This is a genomic window from Halomonas sp. OfavH-34-E (assembly GCF_024124525.1).
In the GTDB taxonomy this organism is placed as follows: domain Bacteria; phylum Pseudomonadota; class Gammaproteobacteria; order Pseudomonadales; family Halomonadaceae; genus Halomonas; species Halomonas litopenaei.
In genome coordinates this window covers 122576-147817 of the sequence record NZ_JAMXRY010000004.1, presented here as the reverse complement: position 1 = coordinate 147817, position 25242 = coordinate 122576, and the positions used below count along the sequence as shown (strand labels likewise).

General features: G+C 63.8%; 21 protein-coding genes. 9 read left to right on the top strand and 12 right to left on the bottom strand.

The features are described from left to right. Position 1: 1 nt before the first annotated feature. Positions 2 to 1441 (bottom strand): MATE family efflux transporter, encoded by a 1440-nt coding sequence (locus NH448_RS03325; protein ID WP_253028416.1) that lies wholly within the window; start codon positions 1439 to 1441, stop codon positions 2 to 4. Between the two features lie 449 nt (positions 1442 to 1890). Between NH448_RS03325 and NH448_RS03320 the strand changes: the two genes are divergently transcribed. After that, entirely contained in the window at positions 1891 to 2445 is a 555-nt protein-coding gene (locus tag NH448_RS03320; RefSeq protein WP_045992972.1) for an elongation factor P hydroxylase, read from the top strand. A gap of 9 nt (positions 2446 to 2454) precedes the next feature. Here the strand turns inward: NH448_RS03320 and NH448_RS03315 are convergent, their stop codons facing one another. The 3 genes from NH448_RS03315 to NH448_RS03305 form a co-directional block, all read right to left on the bottom strand. Continuing rightward, positions 2455 to 3465 carry an MBL fold metallo-hydrolase gene (locus NH448_RS03315; RefSeq protein ID WP_253028415.1) on the bottom strand — a complete coding sequence of 337 codons (1011 nt, stop codon included), beginning with the start codon at positions 3463 to 3465 and terminating at the stop codon, positions 2455 to 2457. 339 nt (positions 3466 to 3804) lie between these two features. Continuing rightward, positions 3805 to 4284: a hypothetical protein gene (locus tag NH448_RS03310; RefSeq protein ID WP_045992971.1), complete on the bottom strand. Its 480-nt coding sequence runs from the start codon at positions 4282 to 4284 to the stop codon at positions 3805 to 3807. Between the two features lies 1 nt (position 4285). Beyond that, positions 4286 to 5155 (bottom strand): TatD family hydrolase, encoded by an 870-nt coding sequence (locus tag NH448_RS03305; RefSeq protein WP_045992970.1) that lies wholly within the window; start codon positions 5153 to 5155, stop codon positions 4286 to 4288. Between the two features lie 200 nt (positions 5156 to 5355). Here NH448_RS03305 and NH448_RS03300 point away from each other — a divergent pair, with 200 nt between their 5' ends. Then, positions 5356 to 7299, top strand: a complete 1944-nt coding sequence (locus NH448_RS03300) for an ATP-binding cassette domain-containing protein (protein WP_045992969.1) — start codon at positions 5356 to 5358, stop codon at positions 7297 to 7299. Positions 7300 to 7504: 205 nt separating this feature from the next. Here NH448_RS03300 and NH448_RS03295 read toward each other — a convergent pair whose 3' ends face one another. Further along, the gene (locus tag NH448_RS03295; RefSeq protein ID WP_045992968.1) at positions 7505 to 7951 is read right to left on the bottom strand and encodes a universal stress protein; all 447 of its coding nucleotides are present in this window, start codon (positions 7949 to 7951) and stop codon (positions 7505 to 7507) included. Between the two features lie 111 nt (positions 7952 to 8062). On the opposite strand from NH448_RS03295, the gene NH448_RS03290 reads away from it, so the two are divergent. After that, positions 8063 to 8593, top strand: a complete 531-nt coding sequence (locus NH448_RS03290; RefSeq protein ID WP_045992967.1) for a hypothetical protein — start codon at positions 8063 to 8065, stop codon at positions 8591 to 8593. 145 nt (positions 8594 to 8738) lie between these two features. Here the strand turns inward: NH448_RS03290 and slyA are convergent, their stop codons facing one another. Beyond that, on the bottom strand, positions 8739 to 9185 hold the full coding sequence (slyA, locus tag NH448_RS03285; protein ID WP_045992966.1) for a transcriptional regulator SlyA: 447 nt from the start codon (positions 9183 to 9185) through the stop codon (positions 8739 to 8741). 148 nt (positions 9186 to 9333) lie between these two features. Continuing rightward, positions 9334 to 10728, bottom strand: coding sequence for a DUF5924 family protein (locus tag NH448_RS03280; protein WP_083970420.1), 1395 nt, complete (start codon positions 10726 to 10728; stop codon positions 9334 to 9336). A gap of 232 nt (positions 10729 to 10960) precedes the next feature. Between NH448_RS03280 and fadB the strand changes: the two genes are divergently transcribed. Both fadB and fadA read left to right on the top strand, forming a co-directional pair. Beyond that, the gene (fadB, locus tag NH448_RS03275; RefSeq protein ID WP_045992965.1) at positions 10961 to 13120 is read left to right on the top strand and encodes a fatty acid oxidation complex subunit alpha FadB; all 2160 of its coding nucleotides are present in this window, start codon (positions 10961 to 10963) and stop codon (positions 13118 to 13120) included. Between the two features lie 23 nt (positions 13121 to 13143). After that, on the top strand, positions 13144 to 14322 hold the full coding sequence (gene fadA / locus NH448_RS03270) for an acetyl-CoA C-acyltransferase FadA (RefSeq protein ID WP_045992964.1): 1179 nt from the start codon (positions 13144 to 13146) through the stop codon (positions 14320 to 14322). A gap of 97 nt (positions 14323 to 14419) precedes the next feature. Here the strand turns inward: fadA and NH448_RS03265 are convergent, their stop codons facing one another. Next, the gene (locus NH448_RS03265; protein WP_045992963.1) at positions 14420 to 14950 is read right to left on the bottom strand and encodes a hypothetical protein; all 531 of its coding nucleotides are present in this window, start codon (positions 14948 to 14950) and stop codon (positions 14420 to 14422) included. A gap of 474 nt (positions 14951 to 15424) precedes the next feature. Then, positions 15425 to 15886: a flavodoxin gene (locus tag NH448_RS03260; RefSeq protein ID WP_045992962.1), complete on the bottom strand. Its 462-nt coding sequence runs from the start codon at positions 15884 to 15886 to the stop codon at positions 15425 to 15427. A gap of 257 nt (positions 15887 to 16143) precedes the next feature. Between NH448_RS03260 and NH448_RS03255 the strand changes: the two genes are divergently transcribed. The 3 genes from NH448_RS03255 to NH448_RS03245 all read left to right on the top strand — a co-directional run bounded on the left by NH448_RS03255 (position 16144) and on the right by NH448_RS03245 (position 17831). Next, positions 16144 to 16623: a YbhB/YbcL family Raf kinase inhibitor-like protein gene (locus NH448_RS03255; RefSeq protein WP_045992961.1), complete on the top strand. Its 480-nt coding sequence runs from the start codon at positions 16144 to 16146 to the stop codon at positions 16621 to 16623. A gap of 75 nt (positions 16624 to 16698) precedes the next feature. Next, positions 16699 to 17388 carry a hypothetical protein gene (locus tag NH448_RS03250; protein WP_045992960.1) on the top strand — a complete coding sequence of 230 codons (690 nt, stop codon included), beginning with the start codon at positions 16699 to 16701 and terminating at the stop codon, positions 17386 to 17388. 107 nt (positions 17389 to 17495) lie between these two features. Then, on the top strand, positions 17496 to 17831 hold the full coding sequence (locus NH448_RS03245; protein ID WP_045992959.1) for a zinc ribbon domain-containing protein YjdM: 336 nt from the start codon (positions 17496 to 17498) through the stop codon (positions 17829 to 17831). 103 nt (positions 17832 to 17934) lie between these two features. Here the strand turns inward: NH448_RS03245 and NH448_RS03240 are convergent, their stop codons facing one another. From NH448_RS03240 to NH448_RS03230, 3 genes are all read right to left on the bottom strand, one after another. Beyond that, positions 17935 to 19419 carry a YfcC family protein gene (locus tag NH448_RS03240; protein WP_045992958.1) on the bottom strand — a complete coding sequence of 495 codons (1485 nt, stop codon included), beginning with the start codon at positions 19417 to 19419 and terminating at the stop codon, positions 17935 to 17937. A gap of 485 nt (positions 19420 to 19904) precedes the next feature. Continuing rightward, positions 19905 to 21665: a POTRA domain-containing protein gene (locus tag NH448_RS03235; RefSeq protein ID WP_253028414.1), complete on the bottom strand. Its 1761-nt coding sequence runs from the start codon at positions 21663 to 21665 to the stop codon at positions 19905 to 19907. 153 nt (positions 21666 to 21818) lie between these two features. Beyond that, positions 21819 to 24107 carry a collagen-like triple helix repeat-containing protein gene (locus tag NH448_RS03230; RefSeq protein WP_157033056.1) on the bottom strand — a complete coding sequence of 763 codons (2289 nt, stop codon included), beginning with the start codon at positions 24105 to 24107 and terminating at the stop codon, positions 21819 to 21821. Between the two features lie 378 nt (positions 24108 to 24485). Between NH448_RS03230 and NH448_RS03225 the strand changes: the two genes are divergently transcribed. Then, a complete protein-coding gene (locus tag NH448_RS03225) occupies positions 24486 to 25016 on the top strand; it encodes a hypothetical protein (protein ID WP_157033055.1) in 531 nt (176 codons plus the stop codon). Positions 25017 to 25242 lie beyond the last annotated feature (226 nt).

The following is a 25242-nucleotide window of genomic DNA, read 5'->3' as shown; positions in this document are numbered from 1 at the left end:
CTCAGCCGTCCTCCGCGCGCCTGGCAACGCTTCGGGCCTTGCGCCGGAAGCGCTCACCGAGCAGCAGCGCGGCGACGGTCAGCCCCGCGATCAGCCCGATCCAGTAGCCGTGTACCCCCATCGGTTCGATCCAGTCGCCAACCCCGTAGCGTCCCAGCAGGTGGCCGCCGCCGAGGCCGACCAGCCAGTACGCCAGCAGGGTGATGAACATGATCACCCGGGTATCCTTGTAGCCGCGCAGGGCGCCGGCGAGGGCCACCTGCAGGGAATCCGATACCTGATAGAGCATCGCCAGCCCCACCAGCGACAGGGTCAGTGCCTGGACCTCGACGTTATGGGTGTAGAGCCCGACGATGGTCTCCGCCGTCAGCCACAGCAGCAGGCTGTTGAACAGCGCCACCAACAGCGCGATCAGGATGCCGTTCCAGGCCACCAGTCGCGCCAGCCGAGGGTCGCCACCGCCGAGGGTGTTGCCGACCCGCACCGTCAAGGCCATACCCAGTGACAGCGGCAGCATGAACAGTACCGAGGTGTAGTTGAGCGCCACCTGGTGAGCGGCCACCACGATCTCGCCGAGGCTTGCGATAAACAGCGCGATCAGGGTGAACAGGGTGACCTCGGCAAAGATCGCCACACCGATGGGAACGCCCACGTAGAGCAGTTCGGCGATCATCCGGGGATTCGGACGGGTGGGCGAGTGCCACAGTTCGATACTGCCATAGGCGCGGCTCTTCTGGGTGTAACGGACCATCGCCAGGGTCATCACCCACATGGCGATGGCGGTGGCGATGCCGCAGCCATAGGCGCCCAGTGCCGGCAGGTCGGCCAACCAGCCGGGGGTGGCGTCGCCCAGTAGGCGAGTAAAACCGTCGCCACCGTAGATCAGCACATAGTTGCTGGGAATATTCACGGCCAGCCCGATCAGGCTGATCCACAACGCCGGCCGGGTATGATTGACCCCGTCGGAGAACGCTCGCAGTGCCAGAAAGATAGCGACGCCGGGCATTCCGAAGGCCACTGCGCCAACATAGTCACGCGCGCGTTCTGCCACTTCCGGCGGCACTTCCATCCAGGCGAATACCGGCGCCACCGCCAGGCGCAGCAACAGCGCCGAGACCAGCCCCAGTACCAGGCCCACCCACAGCGCCTGGTGCACGTTGGGGCGAATGCCCGCCTGGCGCCCGCCCCCCAGCAGCTGGGCGACGATCGGCGTCAGCCCCATCAGGGTTCCGGTCATGAACAGCATCAAGGGCATCCACAGACTTGCACCGACGGAGACCGCGGCGAGGTCGGTGGCGCTCTGGCGGCCAGTCATCATGATATCGACGACGCTCATGCCGGCCTGGGCCAGTTGGGCACCACAGATGGGCAATGCCAGACGGATCAAGGGCCAGCTCTCGCGGCGGCTGGTGGCGCCGAGGCCGGTGGGGAAAGGACGCACGTTGGTGGGCTCCATGCAAAGAATACGGGCTTCTTGCCCTGGTGCCTTGAGTCAGCGGGCCGCTGTCGGGACAGACGGCCAAGAGGTGATCGCCGGGCAAGCGCCGACTCGGGACACGGGGTACCGTGAGAGTGTACCAGCGATGCACCATCTTGGCGCCGCAGGCCCTGGTGCCAGAGTGCGAAGGCCGAGCGCCGTCATCGGTGTCTGGTCAATCAAACCAGCGATGTCGCCAGAATCGAATGCTTCGAGAGTTTGGCTGTGCGCCAAGCCTTGGTATCCTTGCCGGCTCGCGCCAATCGGCATCGGCCACTGTTCTCGCCAGGCGGGTTCGGCAATCGTTGTCGGCAGGCGCCCTTGGCAAGCGCCCTCGCCAACATCGCTCGGTAGTGGCGCGCGGGAACAGCCTGCCGCCGCTTTTGACAAACGCCCGAACTGAAGGAGCCCTTGTGGAGCACCGCCTGGAAGACGTGATCGAACTGTTCGATGGGCTGTTTCTGGGCCCCTGCAATACCCGTCTGGTGCGTGGCGGTGATGAGCCCCTGTATCTGCCCGCCGACGAACAGGTGCCCTGGCATCGGGTGATCTTTGCGCGGGGCTTTTTTGCCAGCGTACTGCACGAGGTCAGCCACTGGTGTATCGCCGGGCCGCGTCGGCGACTACTGGAAGACTACGGCTACTGGTACGAGCCTGACGGTCGCAGCGAGATGCAGCAGCAGGCCTTCGAGAAGGTCGAGGTGGCGCCCCAGGCGCTGGAGCGCATCTTCAGCGAGGCGGCCGGGCTGACCTTTCACGTCAGCGTCGACAACCTCGGCGAGGTGGAGGTCGATCGTGAAGGCTTCGCCCGACGGGTGGCCGAGCGTGCCCGCCGTTACCGTGACGAAGGACTGCCGCGCCGTGCGGCAGCCTTCGAAGCGGCGCTGCGCGGCTTCTATCGGCAAGGGCTGGCGTTGAGCGAGGCGATCGAGCTTGGACGAGAGCAGCTCGAGCCTGCCATCGCCTGATGGCGTCGGTCACTCGATGACGTCAAGATCATCGGGTAGCAGCACCCTGCCATCATAGTCGGCTCGAACCTCGTCAAGCACGCTCTCCCGCGGGGCCGAGTAGTGCAGAACATGGGTCAGCACCAGGGTGCCGGGACGCGCTTCCCGGGCCAACTCTGCCAGTTCATCGCTCAGCGTGTGGGCGTATTGATGGTAGGCCTGCCACTGCGGTGACAGTTGTTCCCACCCCTGACGGCTGATCACCTCGTGGATCAGTACGTCTGCGCCGCTTGCCTGGCGACGCACTTCCTCGGAAAGCGACGTGTCACCCGAGATCACCAGGGTCAGGTCATCGGTGACGACCTTGTAGCCGTAGGCCTGCTCCCAGTCTCCATGAGTTACCCCGAAGGCGTGGATGCTGATGCCGGGTGACTCGTGGACCAGCCCCTCCTTCTCGATTTCGGTCACCAGGGCCCTGGCCGCCGCAGGATTGGTGACAGGACTCTTGTCGGCCAGGCGCGTATTGGTGTCCTCGGCCAGCATGGTGTAGACCCCTTGGCTCATGGCCTCGGTACCCACCGGGCCGACCACCGAGATGGGCTGCTCGCGGCGCCACCAGTAGGTGCCGAGCAGTTCCGGGTAATCCAGTACATGGTCGCTGTGGAGGTGGGTCAGAAACAGCCGCTCGATGTTCACCGGGGCGAGCGCTTCGATGCCCATTCGCTCCTGGGCCTGGCTGGCGCGCTCGACGACGCCGGGGCCAACATCGAAGAGATAGGCCTCGCCATCATGGATGACCGCGACCCCGGAACCGGCCCGCTCCCCGTCGGGTACCGGGGTGCCGGTGCCCAGCATCACGATACTGGTGTCGGCCTGGGCGGAGGTGGACAGGGTTGCGCTGAAAAGGGCTGCGCTGGCCAGCGCCAGAAAGGTGGCGATGGCGCGGGGGGCAGGTCGGGGTCCGGCAAGACGACGGGGCTGGGCAAAAGACGTGGCAATGGTCGTGGCAATGTTCGTGGCAATGTTCGTGGCAATGGGCATGGGCTCACTCTCTCGAAGCTTGTTGTTCGTATAGCGCACTTAAGTTCGATTTGTTGGGAAGAACAAGCCTGGCTCGAGAGGAGGGAGGAGACCAGTCGACCAAGGTATACCGTGACCACCAAGCGGGGGTGACGCCAGCCGCTGCTTTGCTTCGCGCCGGGAGGGGCGGTACTGCTTCGTGACCAAGCGATAGTTCGCGAGAACGCCTGAAGCCCTGGTAACAGGGTATGGAGCTATGGGAGGGCCGGTGGGAGGGCTGGCGGGAAGACTGACGGGAGGACTGGCGGGAGGGCTGACGGTCCGAGTCGCACCGTCAGCGGTCGCATTTCGTTTGCGGACTCAGTCGCTGTCGCTGAGTCGCTTGTGCAGATGCAACATTACCTCTACCTCCTGCTCCGGACGCATGGGCTCGAGGCCCAGTTCGGCAAACAGCTCGTTGCGGGCGCGCGCCCACTCGCCAGGATCCAGGTCGGGATAGAGGGATTCTGCCGGGGCCAGCTCGACGAACGGATCCAGGCCGTAGGTGTCGAACAGCCGTGAGATGGCCGCCTCGTCGTCGAATACGCCGGCGGTCAGCAGGGTGGCGTTGAAGTGATCGGTTTCCAGTTCACGGATCACGTCCAGCGGACTCACGCCGATGCTGGCCAGCTCCTCGCGGCTGTAGTCGCCGAGGGACACCGTCTCGGCATCGAGCCAGTCCTCGTCGGGCTGGATCAGGGTGTGCTTGATGCGGCCATCGTCGAGGCTCCAGGCGATGGCCAGGGGCAGATCGCCGTCGCCGCCGGTCTCCACGGCGATAAAGGCAGGCATGTCGTCCATGTCAGGACTCCTTGATATCGAAGAAGGCGCGGGCCGTCGCGGTGCTGCTGACGGCAAGCTCAGCTTCGCTTTCGCCGCGCCAGTGGGCGATCTCTCGCACGATCCAGGGCAGCAGCGCCGGCTCGTGGCGGCGCCCCTTGAGCTTGGCCGGCAGATTACGCGGCAACAGATAGGGACAGTCGGTCTCTACCATCAGTCGATTGGCGGCGATGTCGCCCACCAGATCACGTAGATGATGGCCCCTGCGCTCGTCGCAGATCCAGCCGGTCAGGCCGATGTGCAGGTCAAGATCCAGGTAGCCGTGGAGCGTCTCGCGATCCGCGGTGAAGCAATGTATCACCGCCCGTGAAATATCATCTCGCCAGGCGCCGAGGATGTCACGCATTCGGGCACCGGCGTCGCGCTCGTGCAGGAACAATGGCAGCCCCGACTCGGCAGCCAGGGCGAGTTGCGCCTCGAAGGCGCGTTCCTGTTCGGCCGGGGTCGAGAAGTTGCGATTGAAGTCGAGGCCACATTCTCCCACCGCGACCACTTGGGGCTTTTGGTGTAGCTCGGCCATGGCGGCTTCGAGCTCCGTACCCCATTCGCTGGCCTGGTGCGGGTGGATGCCGGCGGTGGCGTAAAGGCCTTCGTGGGCCTGGCACAGGGCCACCGCCTGTTCGGCATGCTCACGATCGGTACCGGTGAGAATCAGCGTCTCGACGCCGGCCGCGCGGGCACGGGCGAGGGTGGCATCGATATCGTGGGTAAAGCTCTCGTGGGTCAGGTTTGCGCCGATGTCGACCAGAGGGGCAGGCGAGTGAAAGCGCAGCGGCTCCGGCAGCGGGTTCGGCAGCGTCTCGTCTGGGGCTGGCTTGTCTGGGACGGACAACGCGGTCTCCTTGGGGCGGCTATATCGATGGAGGCGCATTGTACCTGTGTGTCGGCGGCACAACCACGTGGTGCGGTGCTCGAGGTGGCCATGTCGCTGATCGCGTGGTCTCTGATTTTGACTCTCAGGTGGGATCGGTCATGCCAGCAGGAGGGGGGCATGAGGTACACTGTCGCGATGATCAAGCGAAGAGGTGAAGCGTGACCCTGCTACGATTGGAGCAGTTGCAACTGGCCTATGGCCACCATGTGTTGCTCGACGGTGCCGACCTGGTGCTCGAGCGGGGAGAGCGGCTGGCGCTGGTGGGCCGCAATGGCACCGGCAAGTCCACGCTGCTGAGACTGGTGGCGGGCGAGAATCAGGCCGACAGCGGCACCATCTGGCGCGCCCCGGGGCTCAAGATCGGGGTGCTCGAGCAGGACCTGCCCGAGGCCAGCGGCGAGACCATCTTTGATGTGGTGGCCCAGGGCCTGCCCGAGGCCGGCGATCTGCTGTCCGAGTATCACCATCTGGTGCAGTCCGAGGATCCGGACATGAACCGCATGGCGACGCTGCAGACGCGGCTGGAGGCCATCGACGGCTGGTCGTTCCACCAGCGGATCGATGTGGTGCTGACCCGCCTGGGGCTGCCCGAAGACGCCGAGATGTCCTCGCTGTCGGGCGGCTGGCGCCGGCGGGTGGCGCTGGCTCGGGCGCTGGTCGCCGAACCTGATCTGCTGCTGCTCGATGAGCCGACCAACCACCTGGACCTGGACACCATCGCCTGGCTCGAGGAACAGCTTGCCGCCTTTGCCGGCGCGGTGCTGTTCATCACCCACGACCGCGCCTTTCTGTCGCGTCTGGCCACCGGGATCCTCGAGCTGGATCGTGGCAAGCTCGGGCGCTATCCCGGTGACTACGCCACCTACCAGGCTCAGAAGCAGCACGAGCTCGAGGTCGAGGCCCGGGAGAATGCCGAGTTCGACAAGAAACTGGCCCAGGAAGAAGCCTGGATTCGTCAGGGGATCAAGGCCCGGCGTACGCGCAACGAAGGACGGGTGAGGGCGCTCGAGCAGTTGCGCCGCGAACGTAGCCAGCGGCGCGAGCGCCAGGGCAATGCTTCGCTGACGGTAGATACCGGCGAACGCAGCGGCAAGCGGGTGGTGGAGCTGTCTCACGTCACCCAGCACTTCGAGGACGCGACGGTCATCCGTGACCTGAATATCGAGATTCAGCGTGGGGATCGTATCGGCCTGATCGGGCGCAATGGCGCCGGCAAGACCACCCTGTTGAAGATCCTGCTGGGCGAACTCGAGCCGAGCGAAGGCACGGTGCGACTGGGGACCAAGCTACAGGTCGCCTACTTCGACCAGCTCCGGGCCGGGCTCGAGCCTGAGCGCACCGTCTACGACAACGTGGCCCAGGGCAGTGATCGGGTCACGGTGGGTGGCAAGGACCGCCACGTGATGAGCTACCTGCAGGACTTTCTGTTCTCGCCGGAGCGTGCGCGTCAGCCGGTCAAGGCACTGTCCGGGGGCGAGTCCAACCGCCTGCTGCTGGCCAAGCTGTTCACCCAGCCGGCCAACGTGCTGGTGCTCGATGAGCCGACCAATGACCTGGACGTCGAGACCCTGGAGCTGCTCGAGGAATTGTTGCTCAACTTCGACGGCACCCTGTTGCTGGTATCACACGACCGCGCCTTCATGGACAACGTGGTGACCAGCGTGCTGGCCTTCGAAGGCAGGGGGCAGGTACGCGAGTACGTCGGTGGCTACAGCGACTGGGTCCGCCAGGGCGGCAAGTTGCCGCCGGCGCCCTGGGAGGGGGCAGCGCGCCAGCGGGTGGAGCCGACCGCGGATGACGCGGCACCGGCACCGGCATCCAGCAAGACGGATACGGTGGACACGGCCGCAGCGCCAGCCAAGGCCAAGCCGGTCAAGCTATCCTACAAGCTGCAGCGGGAGCTCGATGGCCTTCCGGCGGAGATCGAACGGCTGGAGTCTGAGGTTGCCGAGCTCGAGGCGGAGGCGGGCAAGCCCGACTTCTACCAGCAGCCATCCGGTGTGGTCACCGAGCGTCTGGCGTTGCTGCAGGAGACCCAGGAACGCCTCGACGCGGTCATGGAGCGCTGGATGGAACTCGAGGCCATGGCCGCCGGCGAGTAGACCCGGACGCGCTCTGGCCCCTTTGCGTGGTACCGAGGAGTCGCTCGAAAGGCGCCTCGCAAAAGGTGTCTTGCGAATGGTGTCTTGCGAAAAAAGCTCGCCCGTCCACCGCTTGGGTGGACGGGCGAGGGCAAGCTCCCGGGAATGAACGGGGCAGTGGGTGCGATCCGGTTGCCGCGAGGTGCGATCCGGTCAACCGCTGGGGTTACTCTTCGCTTTCCTTGCCGACGCGCACGGCCAGTACGTCGCACTGAGCACCATGGAGCACGCCGGTGGAGGTGGAGCCGAGCAGCAGCGCAAAGCCATGACGGCCGTGGGAGCCGACCACAATCAGGTCGACGTCGTGTTCATCGGCGAAGCGATGGATCTCGGTATCGGGCATGCCGACGACCACGTGCTGGTCGTCGCGCGCCACGTGGGCATCGGCGATCTCGGCCAGGCGCTGCTTGGCATGGTCGTCCAACTGGTCCTGGATGCTGGTCAGGTCCATGGGGATGTCGCCCCCGTAGGCAAAGCCGAGGGGCTCCAGCGTATGCATGATCGACAGCTTCGCGTGGTTGCGATCGGCGATCTGCAGGGCGCGTTCGAGGATCTTGTGGGAGTCCTTGGTGAGGTCCACGGCCACCAGCACATGACGATATTCATTGCTCACGGGACTACGCCTCCAGCGGCGGTCGGTTGAGAAAAGGTCTGTGCTTCCACTCTAGGCCGCCAGTCCCGTCAAAACAATGCTGATGATCAACGATTTTTCTGAGGAAACCGTATGTTGTGGCTGCTGATCCTGGGGGTGGTAGGAATGGTCTTTGCCCCGGCCATGTGGCTGCGGCCCACCGCCCGAGAGCGTCGTCAGGGGTCGCTGCGCCAGGTGGCGATCGAGGCGGGGGCCAGCGTCAAGCTGGAGACGCCACCGCTGCACGGCGAGACCGACAAGATGGCGGCCTATCGCTGGGTCTATCCGAGTCAGCGGCCTGGCCCACGTTTTGTGCTGGTACGCACAGAACGTGCCAGCGAGGCGCTCAAGTCGTTCGACTACGATAATGGCTGGCGCTGGCGGATTCAGCCGCTGGAGCCGTTGCCATCGGTGATCAATGCGCGACTGTCGCGTCTGCTGACCCAGCTGCCCGAGGACGCCTGCGTGGTCGAATCCAGCGACAAGGCCTTGACGCTGTGGTGGGAAGAGTCGCTGGAGGCCGACGCCTTCGGCAGCCTGGCGGCGCCTGCGACGGCGCTACGCGACGCCCTGCAGGGACGTCCGGATCGTCCCGCCGCCAATTTGCCGAACTCGCCGCCCTGATATTGGCGGCTCTAACTTGGACGATGGCGATCGACCACCCAGGATCGAACAGGGCTGCGTCAGGCTGGGTATCCGGCCCAGGTGTCAGGGTGGGCCCTGAAGGCGATCTCGGCGAGGCTCTTGCTGGGCTCGTCGTGCTCAGGTGTCAGCGCTGGCAATCGTCCGGCGTCAGCAAGGCCTGACCGTTGGCCTCGATGCGGCTGAGCATGTCGCTGAGTCTTTCCTGTTCCTGCTCGTCCAGCCCCTTGAGCATCTCTTCCCTGGCCTGTTGCACGATGGCATCGATCTTCTCGAGCAGAGGCGTCGCCTGCTTGGTCAGGTGCACGCGTTTGGTGCGGCGATCCTGGTCACAGGGACAGCGCTCGACCAGGCCCTGCTCGCAAAGCTGATCCAGCGTCCTGACCAGCGACGGCGCCTCGACGCCGATGGCCCGCGCCAGGTCGCACTGGGGCTGCCCGTCCGGCATGCGCCACAGGTGATAGAGCGTCACCCACCGCGTCTGGGTCAGTCCCAACGGTGCGAGGCGCTGATCGAGCACCGCACGCCAGATGCGTGGTGCCCGAGACAGTTGAAATCCGATGTTCTCGTTCATAGTGATCAAGATCGCAAGGCTGCAAATGATTTGATTGTCCGAACGCAGCGGCGGTAATGCAAGCCAACTCCCTCCTTTGCTTCGAAACTGCGCCTATTCTTCACTCTTCGGGGGTACAGCCGCTCCCTGGCTGTCGCTCGTTCGCGACTCACGACTCACGCCCTGTCTCACCGTTGTCGTGTTCCCCTTCATCGTCTGCTTGCGGCGCTTGCTCCTCCTTGCCCTCGCGATCACCTTTCTGTTCGGCCGGCTGCTCGCCTGCCGAATTGCTCTCCCTCGTCTCGCCGCTTTGTCCCGAGTCATCTTTCGGCTCACCCTCCGCATCCTCTTCAGCAGGGGCTGGCTCCTCGTGATTCGGCGGCTCTTGCTGGCGTGCCTTGTCGGATGCCATGTCCGGTGTCTCCTGCTGTCCCTCGGGGCGGGCGGTCAACCAGCGTAGCCTGAGGCCGGGAATGCCCGCCTGGGTATCGATGCTGGCGTCGGCGGTGGTCGCCGCCCCAGGGTCTTCGGCAACCTCGAAGCGCAGTACGCCGATACGTTGGCCGCCGGCGGTCATCACATCGATGCGCCAGCTGCCGCTGCTGGCCTTGGGGAAGTTCTGCTTGCGGGTCCAGGCGCGATAGCCCTCGGCACGTCCGCCGTAGATATTCAGCGCGATGCGGTCGACGAGTTCTCCCTCGTGGCGCCACTCGTGTACCACCTCTTCCTTCAAGCCGCGTGGTGCATGGATTGCGGTGTAGGCATAGAGCCCTCGGGACGACAGCGCCTCCGGTGTCAGCGCCATGGAGCCCTGCGGCGTGCGTGCGGCCTCGTCGAAGGCCGGCGACAGGGCGCTGCCGGACAACCACAGGGTCGCCGGCGGCACCCACACCCGGCCCAGCCAGGCGACCCCGGCCAATAGCGGCAGCAGCGCGAACATCGCCAGCCAGCGGGCAGGACTCATGGGGCGCAGCAGATGCAACAGACTCGGCAGGCTGAATACCACCATGGCCACGGCGGCCGCCAGCATGCTCTGACCGGTACTCAGGTGCAGGACCAACGGCAGGGTCACCAGCACCACCAGGAACACGCACTGGGCGTGGAACACGAAGTAGAGCCAGCGCTTGCGTTCGGCCAGTCGGTAGTAGAGCGGATCAACGATGGACAGCACCGCCATGCCAAGCATGAACAGGGTGAACAGCGCCTGACCGCTGCTCCACACCGTGGTGGCGACCAGAAAGGGCAGGGCGAAGAACAGCGTCTCCTGGTGGATCATCTGGGCGATGAAGGTGGTGACGCCACGGGGCAGGGCAGGATAGCCGCGCCGCACCATCAGGCGTCCGATCAGACTCTCCGACAGCAGCAGGGTCCAGGCCAGCAACATGCCCCCGGCCAGCAGTACGCCGAGCCATTGCTGGCGCTCGACCAGAAAGAAGCTGGCGACACCGGCAGCGAAGGCCAGCGGTGGCCACAGCCAGTGCCAGGGCCGCAGACGCGCTACCCAGGTCTCGATGAATCGCTGCGTCGCGTTGAGGGTGGTGCGCTGAGGGGGCGAGGAGGGCATGGCGTGGTCCGCGGCGGCTGGGAGGGGCATGCTATCAGTATGCTTAAACGCTGGTGAAGCGCCGCTGCATGCTTCAACGCCTCGCAAGCCCTCTAAGGTATTGGTAGGGGTTGACGGAAGTGAATCTTTGCACCAAGCTGGCGAAATCAAACGGGCGTATGAATGTCGCCTGGCCCATCGCTTGTCGGGCCCTTTCCGGATGACACGGCATGACTTCAGTGGAGATGCGTGGATGATCTATCAAGGCAATGCCATTTCGGTGGCTCGCAATGGCGACGATATCGCCACTCTGACCTTCGACTTGAAGGATGAATCGGTCAACAAGCTCTCTGGCGCGGTGATCAAGGAGCTGGGCGAAGCGCTGGACGCGGTACGCGGCGAGAGCGGCGTCAAGGGCCTGATGCTGAAAAGTGCCAAGGACGCCTTTATCGTCGGTGCCGACATCACCGAGTTTCACGCCATGTTCGGCAAGGACGAGGCGGAGATCCAGGGCATGCTCGAGCAGGTCCACGGTATCTTCAATGGCCTCGAGGACCTGCCCTTCCCGACGGTCAGCGCGATCAACGGCCTGGCCCTCGGTGGCGGCTGTGAGGTGGTGCTGTCCACCGACTTCCGCGTGATGACGCCTGACGCCAAGATCGGCCTGCCCGAGACCAAGCTCGGTATCGTCCCCGGCTGGGGCGGCTGCGTACGTCTGCCCAGGGTGATCGGCGCCGACAACGCTATCGAGTGGATCGCCGGCGGCACCGAGAACCGTGCCGACGCCTGCCTCAAGGTCGGCGCCGTGGATGCGGTGGTGTCCGCCGATGACCTCGAGGCAGCGGCGCTCGACATGCTGGCGCGAGCCAACGCCGGCGAACTCGACTTCAAGGCCCGGCGCGAGGAAAAGAACAGCGCGCTGAACCTCAATCCGGTCGAGCAGATGATGGTGTTCGAGACCTCCAAGGGATATGTCGCCGGCAAGGCCGGGCCGCACTATCCGGCGCCGGTGGAAGCGATCAAGGTGATCCAGAAGGGCGCCGGTGAAGGTCGTGCGCGGGCCCAGGCGATCGAGGCCAAGGCCTTCTGCAAGATGGCCAAGACCGACGTCTGCTACAACCTGGTCGGGCTGTTCCTCAACGACCAGGTGGTCAAGAAGAAGGGCGGCAAGTACGCCAGCAAGGCGCAACCGGTGCGCCAGGCGGCGGTGCTCGGTGCCGGCATCATGGGCGGCGGAATCGCCTACCAGAGCGCCTCCAAGGGCACCCCGATCCTGATGAAGGATATCAAGGAAGACGCCATCGAGCTGGGCCTCAAGGAGGCGCGCAAGCTGTTCGGCAAGCAGGCCTCCCGCGGCAAGCTGTCCGTCGAAGGTGTGGCCGAGAAGCTCGCCAACATTCGTCCGACGCTGTCCTACGGTGATTTCGACAATGTCGACCTGGTGGTCGAGGCGGTGGTCGAGAACCCCAAGGTCAAGGGTGCGGTGCTCAGCGAGGTCGAGCAGCAGGTGAGCGACAACACCATCCTGGCGTCCAACACCTCGACCATCTCGATCACCCGACTGGCCGAGAACCTGAAGCGTCCCGAGAACTTCTGCGGCATGCACTTCTTCAACCCGGTGCACCGCATGCCGCTGGTCGAGGTCATCCGTGGCGAGAAGACCAGCGACGCAGCCGTGGCCGCCACCGTGGCCTACGCCAAGGCCATGGGCAAGACGCCGATCGTGGTCAACGACTGCCCGGGCTTCCTGGTCAATCGCGTGCTGTTCCCCTATTTCGGTGGTTTCAGCCTGCTGGTCGAAAAGGGTGCCGACTACCAGCGCGTCGACAAGGTGATGGAGAAGTTCGGCTGGCCGATGGGCCCGGCCTATCTGCTCGACGTGGTCGGCATGGATACCGCGGTGCACGCCAACGAGGTGATGGCCGAAGGCTTCCCCGACCGCATGGCGCGTGACGCCAAGACCGCCATTCAGGTGATGTTCGACAACGATCGCCTGGGGCAGAAGAACGCCAAGGGCTTCTACGCCTACGAAGAGGATCGCAAGGGCAAGCCCAGAAAGGTCAGCGACGAGGCCGCCATCGAGCTGGTCAAGCAGGTGGTCAGCGAGAACCGCGAGTTCTCCGACGAAGAGATCATCGCGCGGATGATGGTGCCGCTGTGCATGGAGACCGTGCGCTGTCTCGAAGATGACATCGTCGGCACCCCGGCCGAGGCCGACATGGCGCTGATCTACGGCATTGGCTTCCCTCCCTTCCGAGGTGGTGCACTGCGCTATATCGATGCCATGGGTGTGGCCGAATTCGTCGCCCTGGCCGACAGCCTGGCCGAGGAGCTCGGGCCGCTTTATGCGCCCACCGATGGCCTGCGTGAGATGGCCAACAGTGGCAAGACCTTCTACGCCGACGCCAAGTGACCCCACCAGACAGGAGAAGACAGATGAGCTTGAACCCGAGAGATGTGGTGGTGGTCGATGGTGCCCGTACCGCCATGGCCAAGGCCAAGAACGGTGGCTTCCGCCACGTGCGTGCCGAGAACCTGTCGGCGGCGGTGATGAATGCGCTGCTCGAGCGCAACGCCGCCGTTGATCCCGGCGAGGTGGATGACGTTATCTGGGGCTGCGTCAACCAGACCCTGGAGCAGGGCTTCAACGTCGCACGCAACGCCCAGATCATGACCGCCATGCCGCGCAGCGTGCCGGCCCAGACGGTCAACCGCCTGTGCGGCTCGTCGATGAGCGCACTGCACATCGCCACCGCCAACATCAAGGCCGGCATGGGTGACGTCTATCTGGTCGGTGGCGTCGAGCATATGGAGCACATCCCGCTGACCCACGGCATCGACGTCAACCCCAGCGCCAGCAAGCACGCCGCCAAGGCGGCGATGATGATGGGCATGACCGCCGAATTGCTGGGCAAGCTGCACAGCATCTCCCGCGAGCAGCAGGACAGCTTCGGCGTACGCTCCCACCAGCGTGCCTACGAGGCCCAGCAGAGCGGCGCCTTTGACCGCGAGATCATCGGTGTGGAAGGCCATGACGCCGACGGTCGCCGGATTCTGGTCAAGCGTGACGAGGTGATTCGTCCCGAGGCCAGCCTGGACAGCATGGCGGGCCTCAAGCCGGTGTTCGATCCGCGTGGCGGCACCGTTACCGCCGGCACCTCCTCGGCACTGTCGGTGGGCGCCAGTGGGATGCTGGTGATGAGCTACGAACGCGCCCAGGCCCTTGGTCTTTCGCCGATTGCCCGGGTGCTGTCCACCGGAGTGTCCGGCTGCGACGCCTCGATCATGGGCTATGGCCCGGTACCGGCGTCCCAGAAGGCGCTCAAGGCGGCGGGACTGAGCATCGATGACATCGACACGGTGGAGCTCAACGAAGCCTTTGCCGCCCAGGCGCTGCCGGTGCTCAAGGACCTGGGGCTGCTCGACGTGATGGACGAGAAGGTCAACCTGCACGGCGGCGCCATCGCCCTGGGTCACCCGCTGGGCTGCTCCGGCACCCGTATCAGCAACAGCCTGCTGAACGTGATGCGGCGCCAGGACACCCGCCTGGGTCTCGCCACCATGTGTATCGGCATGGGGCAGGGCGTGGCGACCGTGTTCGAACGCCTCGACTGAACTCTTGCCGCCTTCGGGCGGAGCAGAGCGGAAAACGCCGGCACTGTCTGACAGTGCCGGCGTTGTTGCGAGAGTGCAGTGTACACGCGCAAGTCATTCAACCGCTGGATACTGCCGTGGGTATCATCTGATCCTGGCAGAGGCGCACCATGGCGCCTCCTCGTCCCAGTGGCACGATCTGACCGACGTTGTCCGGCGGGTTCTGCTGGTCCGATGGTTCGACCACTTCCTCGAGTTCCACCCTGTAGCGATGTCCGGTGAGGTGGGTCAACACGAACCGATGACCCTCGGGCATCTCGGCGGAGGCCGGGAGGAGCCGGCGTACACGATCCAAGACCTCCTCTGACAATACCTCATCCTGCTTTTTGACCAACATCCAGCCAAGCTGCGTCACGATCCCCGCGACGGTAGCGATGGGGCCCGGGTAGAGCTGCCAGAACTGGGTGAAGGTGGGGCCGCGGGCGATCGATACGCTGACGTACTCGGGGCCGAAAATGATGATGAGAACGGCGATGATCAAGACAATCAGCGACACCGCAATGACCAGATAGCCAAAGACAGTATCACCGGTGTAGGAGGGACCTTCGAATTCGATCGGTAGGGCCTCCAGCGTCTGCTGTGCATCCATGCGCATCTCCTGTGGCTCCGTTGGCCGGAGCCGTTGTACTTCCCTGTAGACCCCGACCTCGCCGTGATTTACGGCATCCCTTGAACGGACGAGTATCGAGCGAGTGACGCACAGTCCGGGCGACATCAGGCATCTTGCCAAAGGCCCATCTGTACGTTGGTGAGAGTGTCTCCACAGGGATCTTGGCCTGGCAATGCCGAGGCTTTATGCGACCTATCTAATACGCCATTGGCGATGTGATGGTGCATAGTTACGAGGTCTTGGCGACATTTCCGTTCGCCGCGGCAAGCAAGGGGACGGCGAGTCGATCGCGACGTCAGGTCTATTCGAACGTCTTCTCCGGCAGAGCATGGCGCCAAGGCGCTGACCAGACGGCGGCTCGGTAGCGGGGCTTCTCGGCTCTGGAGGGTGATACACGCTACCTGAACTAGCGCTGCTTCTGGAGATGGAAGCTTCATGCTTCCCGCCCCCGGATTACACGATCCCCGCATCAAGCCCCGCCGCCAGGGTCATGGCGAGTTCCTCCACTTGGTCGGTGAAGTCGTCCTGCCATTCACCCCTTAATACCAGTGGCGCCTGGACCCATTTCCAGCGCAGACCGGTGACGATGCCTTCCACCGCCCGCTGCGTGCCGGTGCCGTCGTGACCCGCGCGGATGTACAGCACGCAGGGCAACCCCTGGGTGTGTTCCAGCCCGGGGTAGTAGCTACGATCGAAGAAGTCCTTGAGGGCACCGCTCATGTAGCCGAGGTTCTCGGTGGTGCCAAGCAGGATGGCGTCGGCTTTCCTGACATCCTCGGGGCCAGCATCGAGCGGCGCCAGTACCTGAACGTCCACGCTGTCAATGTCCGGATGGCGGGCGCCACGCTCGGCCGCTTCCCTTAGTGCCAGGGTGTTGGGCGAGGGTGCATGGGCGACGATCAGCAGACGTTTCATGCAGGGCTCCGGCAAGGCTGGTGCGAGGATGGTGGCTAGAGCGGCGAGCGACGGTTCGGTGAGTCGATCTTCGGGCTGCCCCCTTGAAGCCATGGGGGATCATCATCATGTCAAAGACATGCGGGTTTGACAGCCCGGGGCGACTCGTCAAGGCTGGACATGGCTGCCGCGGTGAAATATTGCCTAGCGGTTGCATGAAAATCACGCAGACGCCCTTTGCAGATTGTGAACCATTTCGATCCAGGGAGGATATCACCATGCCCTTTGCGCTTTCTTCGCTAAGAGTGACCAGCACCGCCTTCGACAATGATGGCGCCATCCCCGCACGGCACTCCCAGGAGGCAGAAGACCTGTCTCCGGCGCTGGCCTGGGACGGCCTGCCCGAGGGTACCAAGTCGGTGGCGGTCATCTGTCATGACCCCGACGCGCCGCTGGTCCAGAAGGGATGCTACGGCTTTGTTCACTGGGTGCTCTACAACCTGCCGGCGTCTCTCTCCTCGCTGGAGGAGGCCACCGAGGAAGGCACCCGAGGAACCAACGACGCCGGCAACCTCGGTTTCAATGGTCCGATGCCGCCGGAAGGGCATGGCGTGCACCGCTACTACTTCTGGGTACTGGCGCTGGACACCGAGACGAACCTGCCGGAGGGCCTCGGCATGAATGAACTGCTGTCCGAGGTCGAGCCGCACCTGCTCGGCATGAATCGGCTGGTGGGGAGCTATCAGCGCGACGCCTGAGGCGCCTCGGCCTCCATCAGAACATGACGTACTGAAGCCCGTTTTTAACGGGCTTCTCGTTCAAGGATGACGCCCATGTACGAATGGATTTCTGCCCACAAGGACGTATTGCAGACGCTGGCCAGCGTCGGCTCGTTCATGATCTGGCTGATCTACGCGCAGCTTCTGTACTTTGGCTTTCGCCGCCAGCGTCGACCCCGTTTGATCATCAATCGCGGCAAGCGAAAGAATCTGGATGCGCTGTGCGTGATCAGCAACATGAGCGCCGAACCCATCTACTTGCAACATATCATGATGACGCTGGAGACCTCGGAAGGGGACTGGACGCTGGATGTCAGTGACCACGAGGCGGATCTTGATGATGATGAAGACCAGCAGGAAGCGGGCCACAACGCCAGTCATTGTACCCACCAGGGACCGCTGGACAGCGGTGGCTTCGTTCATATCGGTTCGTTCAATGCCTTGAAGGAACGTATCACCACCATCGCCGACATCGACGAGTCGCGGGATGGGCTGGTATTCAAGGCCGTCTGTGTACGGGTGATCGGCACCTACTGTTCGGAGAACCTGCCGATCGGTGCCGAGCGGCGTTTCGTGTTTCACCAGAGTAAGGATTCCTGCACCCTGGTGCCCGAGACCTGGGATACTCTGCAGTTCAGTACTCGCCGCCAGCGGCGGGCCCTGAAGGCCGATATCAAGCGTATCCATGAGCGCCAGGCCCAAGGCGAGGGCGAAAAGGCGGAAAAGGAAGATAAGGAGGAATAGGGAGCAATAGGAAGACAGCGCCTGACAAGGCTCTCCTTCCATTGGACGACTGGCAATCCGGCGGGGGGCGGAGTACCGTCTTCGCTTTTCCCACCTGCGAGAGTGTCATGAGCGACCTGCCCCCCTGTCCCGCCTGTGAGTCCCCATACGGCTACGAGGATGGCCATTCCCTGATCTGTCCCGAGTGCGGCCACGAATGGTCGTTGAACGCCGAGCCCGATGAGAGCGGTGACCAGGTGCGTGACGCCCACGGCAATGTGCTGAGCGACGGCGACAGCGTCACCGTGATCAAGGATCTGAAGGTCAAGGGGTCTTCTTCGGTGGTCAAGGTTGGCACCAAGGTGAAGAACATCCGCCTGGTCGATGGTGACCACGACATCGACTGCAAGATCGATGGCATCGGTGCCATGAAGCTCAAGTCGATGTACGTCAAGAAGGCCTGAATGCGGCCCTTGAGGCGTCATGCAAGGGCAAACGCCAGCGCTTGGAAAGCGCTGGCGTTTTTTTATGCTCGACTTGCGTTGGTTGCCCTGACGCGACCTGTGCTCAGGTGAGGCTGGCGCCCACGAACAATGTCACGGTGGTGACTCCCAGGGTCATCAGGATATAAGGCAGCGCCCACTTGACGAAGCGCTCGTAGGGTATCTTGGCAAGCGCCAGTCCGGCGACCAGATGGGCGGCGGTGGGGGCGAACATGTTGATCCAGCCGCTGGCGGACTGGAAGGCGGTGACCACCAGTTCGCGATCCACGCCCGAGAAGTCGGCCAGTGGCGCCATCAGCGGCATGGACACCGTGGCCAGCCCCGAGGTCGATGGGATGAAGAAGCTCAGCACGATGTGGACCACGTAGGCCACCACCACGAACAGTCCCGAGGACAGGCCGGCTACCGCGCCTTCGGCCCAATTGAGGATGGTGTCGATGATCACGCCGTTGTCCATCACCACATAGATGCCGCGTGCCACGGCCACCACCAGGGCCACGCCGATCAGGTCCTTGGCACCATTGAGGAAGGTCTCGATGAAGTCGGATTCGGACTGTCGATTGATCAGGGCGATCAGGATGGCAGCGCTCAGGAACAGGGTGGAGAGTTCATCGAACCACCACCACAGGGTCGGAAAAGCCGTGATGCCCATGTCTTCCCAGGGCACGACGCCGTAGACCATGATCCCGAAGGTCATGAAAAACACCGTCATGGTCAGCTTGTGGCGCAGGGTGAACGCCTGGGTCGAGGCGGCCTCCTTGGCCTGAGGGGCGGCCGCCAGCTGCAGGTCCGCCAGCACCGAGCGCTGCGGGTCGCGCTTGATCCGCGCGGCGTAGCGCATCACGAACCAGATAGCCAGCGACACCAGGATCACGAACTGCACCAGCCGGAGGGTGATACCGGCGCCGATCGGCAGGCCGGCGAAGCCCGAGGCGATGCCGGTGGCGAAGGGGTTGACGGTGGAGGCCAGCACACCGGTGCCGGAGCCGAGCAGGATGATGCCTGCGGCCACCATGCGGTCGTAGCCGGCGGCGGTGATCACCGGCAGGATGATGGCCCAGAAGGCGACCGTTTCCTCGGCCATGCCGTAGGTGGACCCGCCGAGGGCAAACAGCACCATCAGTACGGGAATCAGGTACTGCTCGCGCCCGCCAAAGCGCTCGACCACCGCGCCGATCCCGGCATCCAGGGCGCCCGAGCGCATCGTCACTGCCAGAAAGCCGCCGATAACCAGCACGAACAGGGCAACGTCCACGGCCTTGTGGAATCCCTGGATCGGGGCCACCAGCACATCCAAAGGCCCCTGGGGGGAGCTTTCCAGCACCTGGTAGGTGCCGGGAATCGGCAACAGGCGGCCGTCACCCTGATAGTCGAGCACGTCGCTGGCAGCAATGACCTGATCGCTGCCTTCCACATGGTAGTCGTACTTGCCGGCGGGCATGACCCAGGTCAGCACCGCCACTAGCGCGGTGATCACAAAGAGCAGGGTATAGACCGTGGGCATGCGCAGGCCGGAGCGCCGTTTGGAGGAGGTCGCTTGCGTTTCCATCTCGGTTTCCTCGTTTCAGAAGGTCATGGTGTAGGCTCTTTTGTTGTCGGTGTGATCAGGGACAGACGGCCCTTGTGTGACCGCCTGTCTTCGAGTCTACGGGCCTCGACAGTCTGTCGGGACTTGGGTCGGCACAATGCTTGATCCGCTGCAAGGACGGCGACGATGCGGCGAGATGAGAGATAAATTTGCTGGCCTGGCTCAAGAAATGAGGCGACGCCAATGTTTCACCACACGCGGTCTCGCTGCACGACGAGACACGCGCAGGGTTGTCGTGTGCAGGGCAATAGGAAGTGGCGCTGGGGGCGGCTGACAGGGCGGCTGAAAGGGCGGCTGAAAGGGCGGCTGAAAGGGCGGCTGAAAGGGCGGCCGGGAGGCCGACTGAGCGAGCGGCCGGCCCTGCCGCAAATGAGGGCCTTGGGTCAGGTGATATGGCCAGGGGCCCGGTGTGGCGGCCCCTGGCGAGTTCATCCATAGCCCAGAGATCAGCCTTCGAAGTTCCAGGTCAGGCGGGCGTTGATGCGACCCTCGCGGCTATCGGTCTCGAGGTCACGATCGCCGATGGGCTCAGCGTATTCCAGGGTGAGGCCGTACAGACGTCCTTTGCCCAGGCTGACGCCGGCCGCCGCCGAAGCCAGGTGGCTATCCGCGTCGCGCTCCTGAAACTCGGTGCGGGCGCCATCCAGCACCAGGTAGGGCTCGACGCGCGAAAGCCAGGCGCTATTCACAGGCTGCAGATAGCGTAGTTCCAGCGCCCCGGCGAAACCGTAGTCGCCCTCCGCCTGGCCGGCGTCATAGCCGCGCCCGAAGCGTTGGCCACCGTAGTTGCCGCGCTCGGGTTCCGGCAGCGCATCGTCGGAGTAGAAACCGTTGGCGCTGGCGGTAAGGCGCCAGTGATCGCCATACAGGCGTCTGTACTGGGCGTCCAGCTGCCAGCGGGTGAAGTGCAGATCTCCGTTGTCGGCAAGCGGTGTACCGTTGAGCCGACGCTGCTGCTCGTTGGCCCCCAGATCCATGCCCTGGCGCAGGGCCAGCGAGGCCAGCCAGAACTGCCGTCCACGCTGGGTGCGATAGTTCAGGTCCAGATCGGCGGCCGAATACTCGGACTCCTCGACCAGTTGGTTGAGGGTCTGTTCCTCGAAGCTGAGTGATGTGGTCTTGGTCTCGTCGTGATGACGCAAGGCACCGCCCAGGGTCAGGCTCGAGGAACGTGACAGCAGCAAGGGGTAGGACAGCCCCAGGCGATAGCGTCTGCGGTCGGTATCCTGATCCTGGCGCAGATCGAAGCGCTGTCCGTCGAGCAGGTAGATCAGATTCTCCTCGTCCTCACCGTCATAGCTGTCGGCGGAGGCGGTCAGGGTCAGGCCGTCGTTGCCGATATCGGTACGATAGTCCAACGCGTAGAGCTCGTTGTCGTTGTCGATGGGCCACAGCCAGGAGAAGCCCAGGCTGTCGCCCCAGGTAGTCAGGCTCTGGGTCGAGACCCTGTTGATGAAGACGGCGTCCTGCTCATCGCCGCCGCTGAGGTTGCCCGAATAGTCAAAATGATCGATACGACGTTCTTCGACACGCAGGGTAGTGGCGCCGCTGGGGGTGCGCGGCACCGGTGCCTTCAAGGTCAGGCTGGCACCGGGAATTCGCTCGATCAGCCCGCTGACACGCTCAAAGGTGCTGCGCGTCAGAGGGCGTTCTTCCAGCAATGGCTGGACCAGTTTCTCCACCCGGCCCGCCACGGGGTCATCGTCCACCACGATCTCGGTACGGGCGATATGCCCCTCCACCAGTACGATGCGCACGTTGCCGTCACGAAAGTTGTTGGTTGGCAGGTAGGCGAAGGACAGCGGATAGCCGCCATCCTGGTAGGCGTCGGTGATCGCCTGGACTTCGGCCTCGATGGCCTCTCGGCTCACACTCTGCCCGATCATGGCCTGAAGTCCCTGACTCAGTTCGGCCAGATCCAGCACGCTGTCGCCGATGAAGCGCACGTGACGCACGGTGACGCGGGCAGGGATGCCGGCGCTGGCGTCGCTGGGCAGGTCAACCTCGGTTTCCACGCTGCGCTGTTGTGGCGCCAGCCGGCGATTTTCGATGATGTCGTCGACGGTCTCCAGCGTCTGCTGGGCCTGGAGGGGGGGCACGGCCAGCAGGCTGCCGGCGGCCATCACTAGTGGAAGGGGACTGTATCGCGAACGTGGCGGGGTAGGCGGCTTGGTGTAGGGCGTTGGTTGCGGCGTAGTGCTTGGCATAGGCTTCCTTGTCGATCCCTGGTAGAGGCCCCTCAAGGGGGCTCGAATATTGTTATGAACAGCGTCTGGACTGGTGTTGGGTTTGACCTCAAGAAAAGGCCCGATACCCGCGGGGGTATCGGGCCTGCGTCTGGCATGGCTGGTCAGGCGAGATCAGTTTCTGCCCAGCAGTCCTCCCAGAACGTTGCTGACCAGGCCGTCATTGCTGCTGGCGTCGTTACTGCTGCCGTCCTGGCTGCTACCCATGTCACCGGTAAGCTTCTCGGTCACGCCACCGACGGCGTCCAGGGTGCCGCCGACCAGGCCACCGCCGCTGTCGCTGTCGCCACCGCCGAGGGTGCTGGTCAGGGTGTCGGAGACGCCGGAGACCAGGCCGCCGCCACTGTCGCCACCGCCGAGGGTGCTGGTCAGGGTATCGGAGACGCCAGAGACCAGGCCGCCGCCACTGTCGCCACCGAGGGTGTCGCCAAGCCCTGCGGTCAAGCCGCTGCCGCCGCCCAGCGTATCGTTGAGTCCGGCGATGAGGTTGCTGTCACCACCAAGCTGGTCGCCAAGCCCTGCCTCGAGTCCGCCCCCGAGGCCGCCTTGCTGGCTTCCTCCGAGGTCCGAGAGCAGAGCCCCTTGGCCCAGCAGTCCGGCAGATTCCAGTTGACTGAGTCCCTGACCATCGAGGCGTGAAAGCAGTCGAGCCTCATCACCGCCCAGCAGTCTGCCGGTGTTGGCGGCGATGCCTCCGACACCACTGACAGCACCACCCACGCCAGCGGCGAGGTCATTGCCCTGGCCCAGGCGGCCACCCAGTCCATCTACCGCTACGCCGGCCTGGATCAGCACGTTGCCTACCTCGGGGCCGACCACCAGGGCCTGGCTGAGCTGGGTAACGCCGCTATCCGTCTGGATGACAACGGGGCGCAATACCGCCGACACTTCGCGGGTCAGGCCACCAAGGTGCGAGCCATCGTCGTTGAAGTTCAGGGTCAGCACGTTACCGGCCTGGGTCACGCCGCCACCAAGGGCCGCGACGCTGCTGCCGAGCTGGGTGATGGCGCCGCTGCGGTTGTCGAGCTGCATGACCAGGGGGAGCTGGTTCAGGTTGCCGACGGTGGCGCCGAGGCTGGATACCACCTCTCCGGTTTCGGAGACCGCTACACCGCCGCCGGCCAAGGTGGTTCCCACAGCGTTGGGGTTATTCGAGAAGTTGCCCAGACCATTGTCGAGTCCGTTGCTGAGCCCGGATACGGCTTGGCCGCCATTGCTGATGACATTGCCCAGCCCGTCGGTGACGAACTCTCCACGTCCTCCCAGACTTTGTTGCGAAATGCCATCGCCCAGGGCGGTGACCGCGTCTCCAGCACCGGCGCCGGTCTGTCCTGCGCTGGCGACGGTGCGCTCCAAGTCGGTGCGGCCGTCGTCAGGTGCACTGGCATCGCCATCGAGCAGTCCGCCGAGGCCGCCGCCTGAGCCATTGTCGCCTTCACCGCCGCCGAGCAGCTCGCCGGTCGCGATGACGATATTACCGCTGCCGGTCACGCTATCGCCGGCGCCGCCAAGCAGAGAGTAGCGTTCACCGATGCGCTGACCGAGGTCGGCCAGGGTGCCACCGGTGCGTAGCAGCAGGTTGCCGGCCTGGGCCGGCAACACCAGCGCTTGACCGACGCGTGTGACCTTGCCGTCGGTGCCCAGCAGCACAGGACGAAGGGCAACACCAAGCTTGGTAGTGGTGGCCCCGAGCACCTCGCTGGAATCCTCGAAATTGACGCTGAGTGCGTCGCCTGCGCGCTCCACCTTGCCGCCGAGCCCATTGACGGTGGTACCGAGCTTGGTCACCAGGCCTGTTCGGGCGTCGAGTTCCATCACTACGGGCAGTTCGCCCAGGCCGGCAACGGTGTCTCCTGTCGCCGAAACTGCCTGTCCAAGCTCGCCGACACCGTTGGTCACGCCTGCGGCGGTGGTGCCCAGATAGTTGTCATTGGTACTGAGACTGCCGACACCATCGCGTATGCCGCTCGAGATGTCGCCGACCGCATCGCCCGTTTCGGAGACGATCGTACCTGCAGGTTCGGTGACGCTGGCCAATTGAGGGACGGCGCTCTGCTGGGAGATGCCGTTCCCGATGTCAGTAAGCGTGGTGTCTACACCGTCGCTGGTATCGGCGGTCGCCAGGAAGACACCTTCCAGCGATGAGCGGGCAATGCCATCGCCGCCATCACCACCGTCGGATCCATCACCACCGGAGCCATCACCACCGGAGCCATCGCCACCGGAGCCGCCATCGCCACCTGAGCCGCCATCGCCACCGGAGCCATCGTCGCCACCGCTGGTAATCGGGTCCTGGCTGTTACTGGCCAGGGTGCGAGAGTTGCTGGAATCACCAGAGCAGGCGGTCAGGGTCGCCATCGCGCTGGCGAGAGCAATAACGAGCAGTTTTCGTTGCAAAGTCATCGGTTTATACCTCACCTAGTCCGGATGTAATGGTTGTCTTGGTGGAAAGGCAATGAAGCCTGTATGGGCTTTCTAAAACTCTTGTCGTTGAATATTTAGCGTAGATGCATCTTTACGCATAATTCCTTTTTATTAGCTTTTTATGGGTTTTAATTGGTGTTTAAGTGTTATCAAACGTAATGAAAGGTGTTATGAAGTGATTGTGCTGAAGATTGTTTTGAAAAGGGCGGGGCGCTCGGGCGTACACTGAACTAGCACCGTGCTAGGCTCATGTAGCAGCAAGGAGAGGTGATGATGAGCCCTTGGCGTTTTGTAGTAATGTTGGTCGCAGGAGCCATGGTTGCCGGGGTACTGGCGGCCTGTGATGGAGATTCAACAGTGAGTCAGCCTTCGGAGACGAGCGGTGAGCGAGACATCGCGTCCGGTCCTGTCGAAAGGGTGACGTCCCGAGTTGATGAACCTGAACCGATGACGGTAGCGGCGCTGAACGAGCCGGTGACGGTTTCGCTGGATATCCGGCTGGCGTCGGATCGGCGAATGCATGTGGCGGCCACGACCAACTTGCCGGAAGGCACCAGAGTCCAGCTGCGGGTGGTGCGCGAGGCCAGCAATGTGCGTTGGCAGTCACGCACCGAGGTGCGTGAGGGCAGTGTGGCAGCTGGGCCCTACGGTCCCGGTAGCGGGTTGCCCGATGGCTACTATCGTATCGAACTGGTCACCGCTCCTGCTGACGTGCAGCCCGCCGAGGTCAAGGCGCGGATCGGGCCGAGCGGCGAGTACCTTGATGGGCCACTGGTTGCCACGTCGGAGCATGGACTGGGCAAGATCATCAAGGCTAGCCAGCGGTTTCTGGTAGGACAGGAAGTGCGACGAACGCTGGACGATGTCGAAGTGCAGCAAAGCCCCTGAATCAACCCTTGAAAGCAGCCCTTGATAAGTGTCCCTAAGACGCGAACGCAGCAGGAAGTTGTTACAGGCCGCCCGTGGAAGTCGCTTTTGGAAATCGTTTTTGGAAATCGTTCCGGAAGCGTGTTCTTGAGAAGTGTTCCTGGCAAAGTTCTTGCGAAAAGTTGTTGAGAAGATGTATCTGAAAAGGCTTTGAGAAGTGTTCTCGGAAAACATGCTTGAGAAAAGT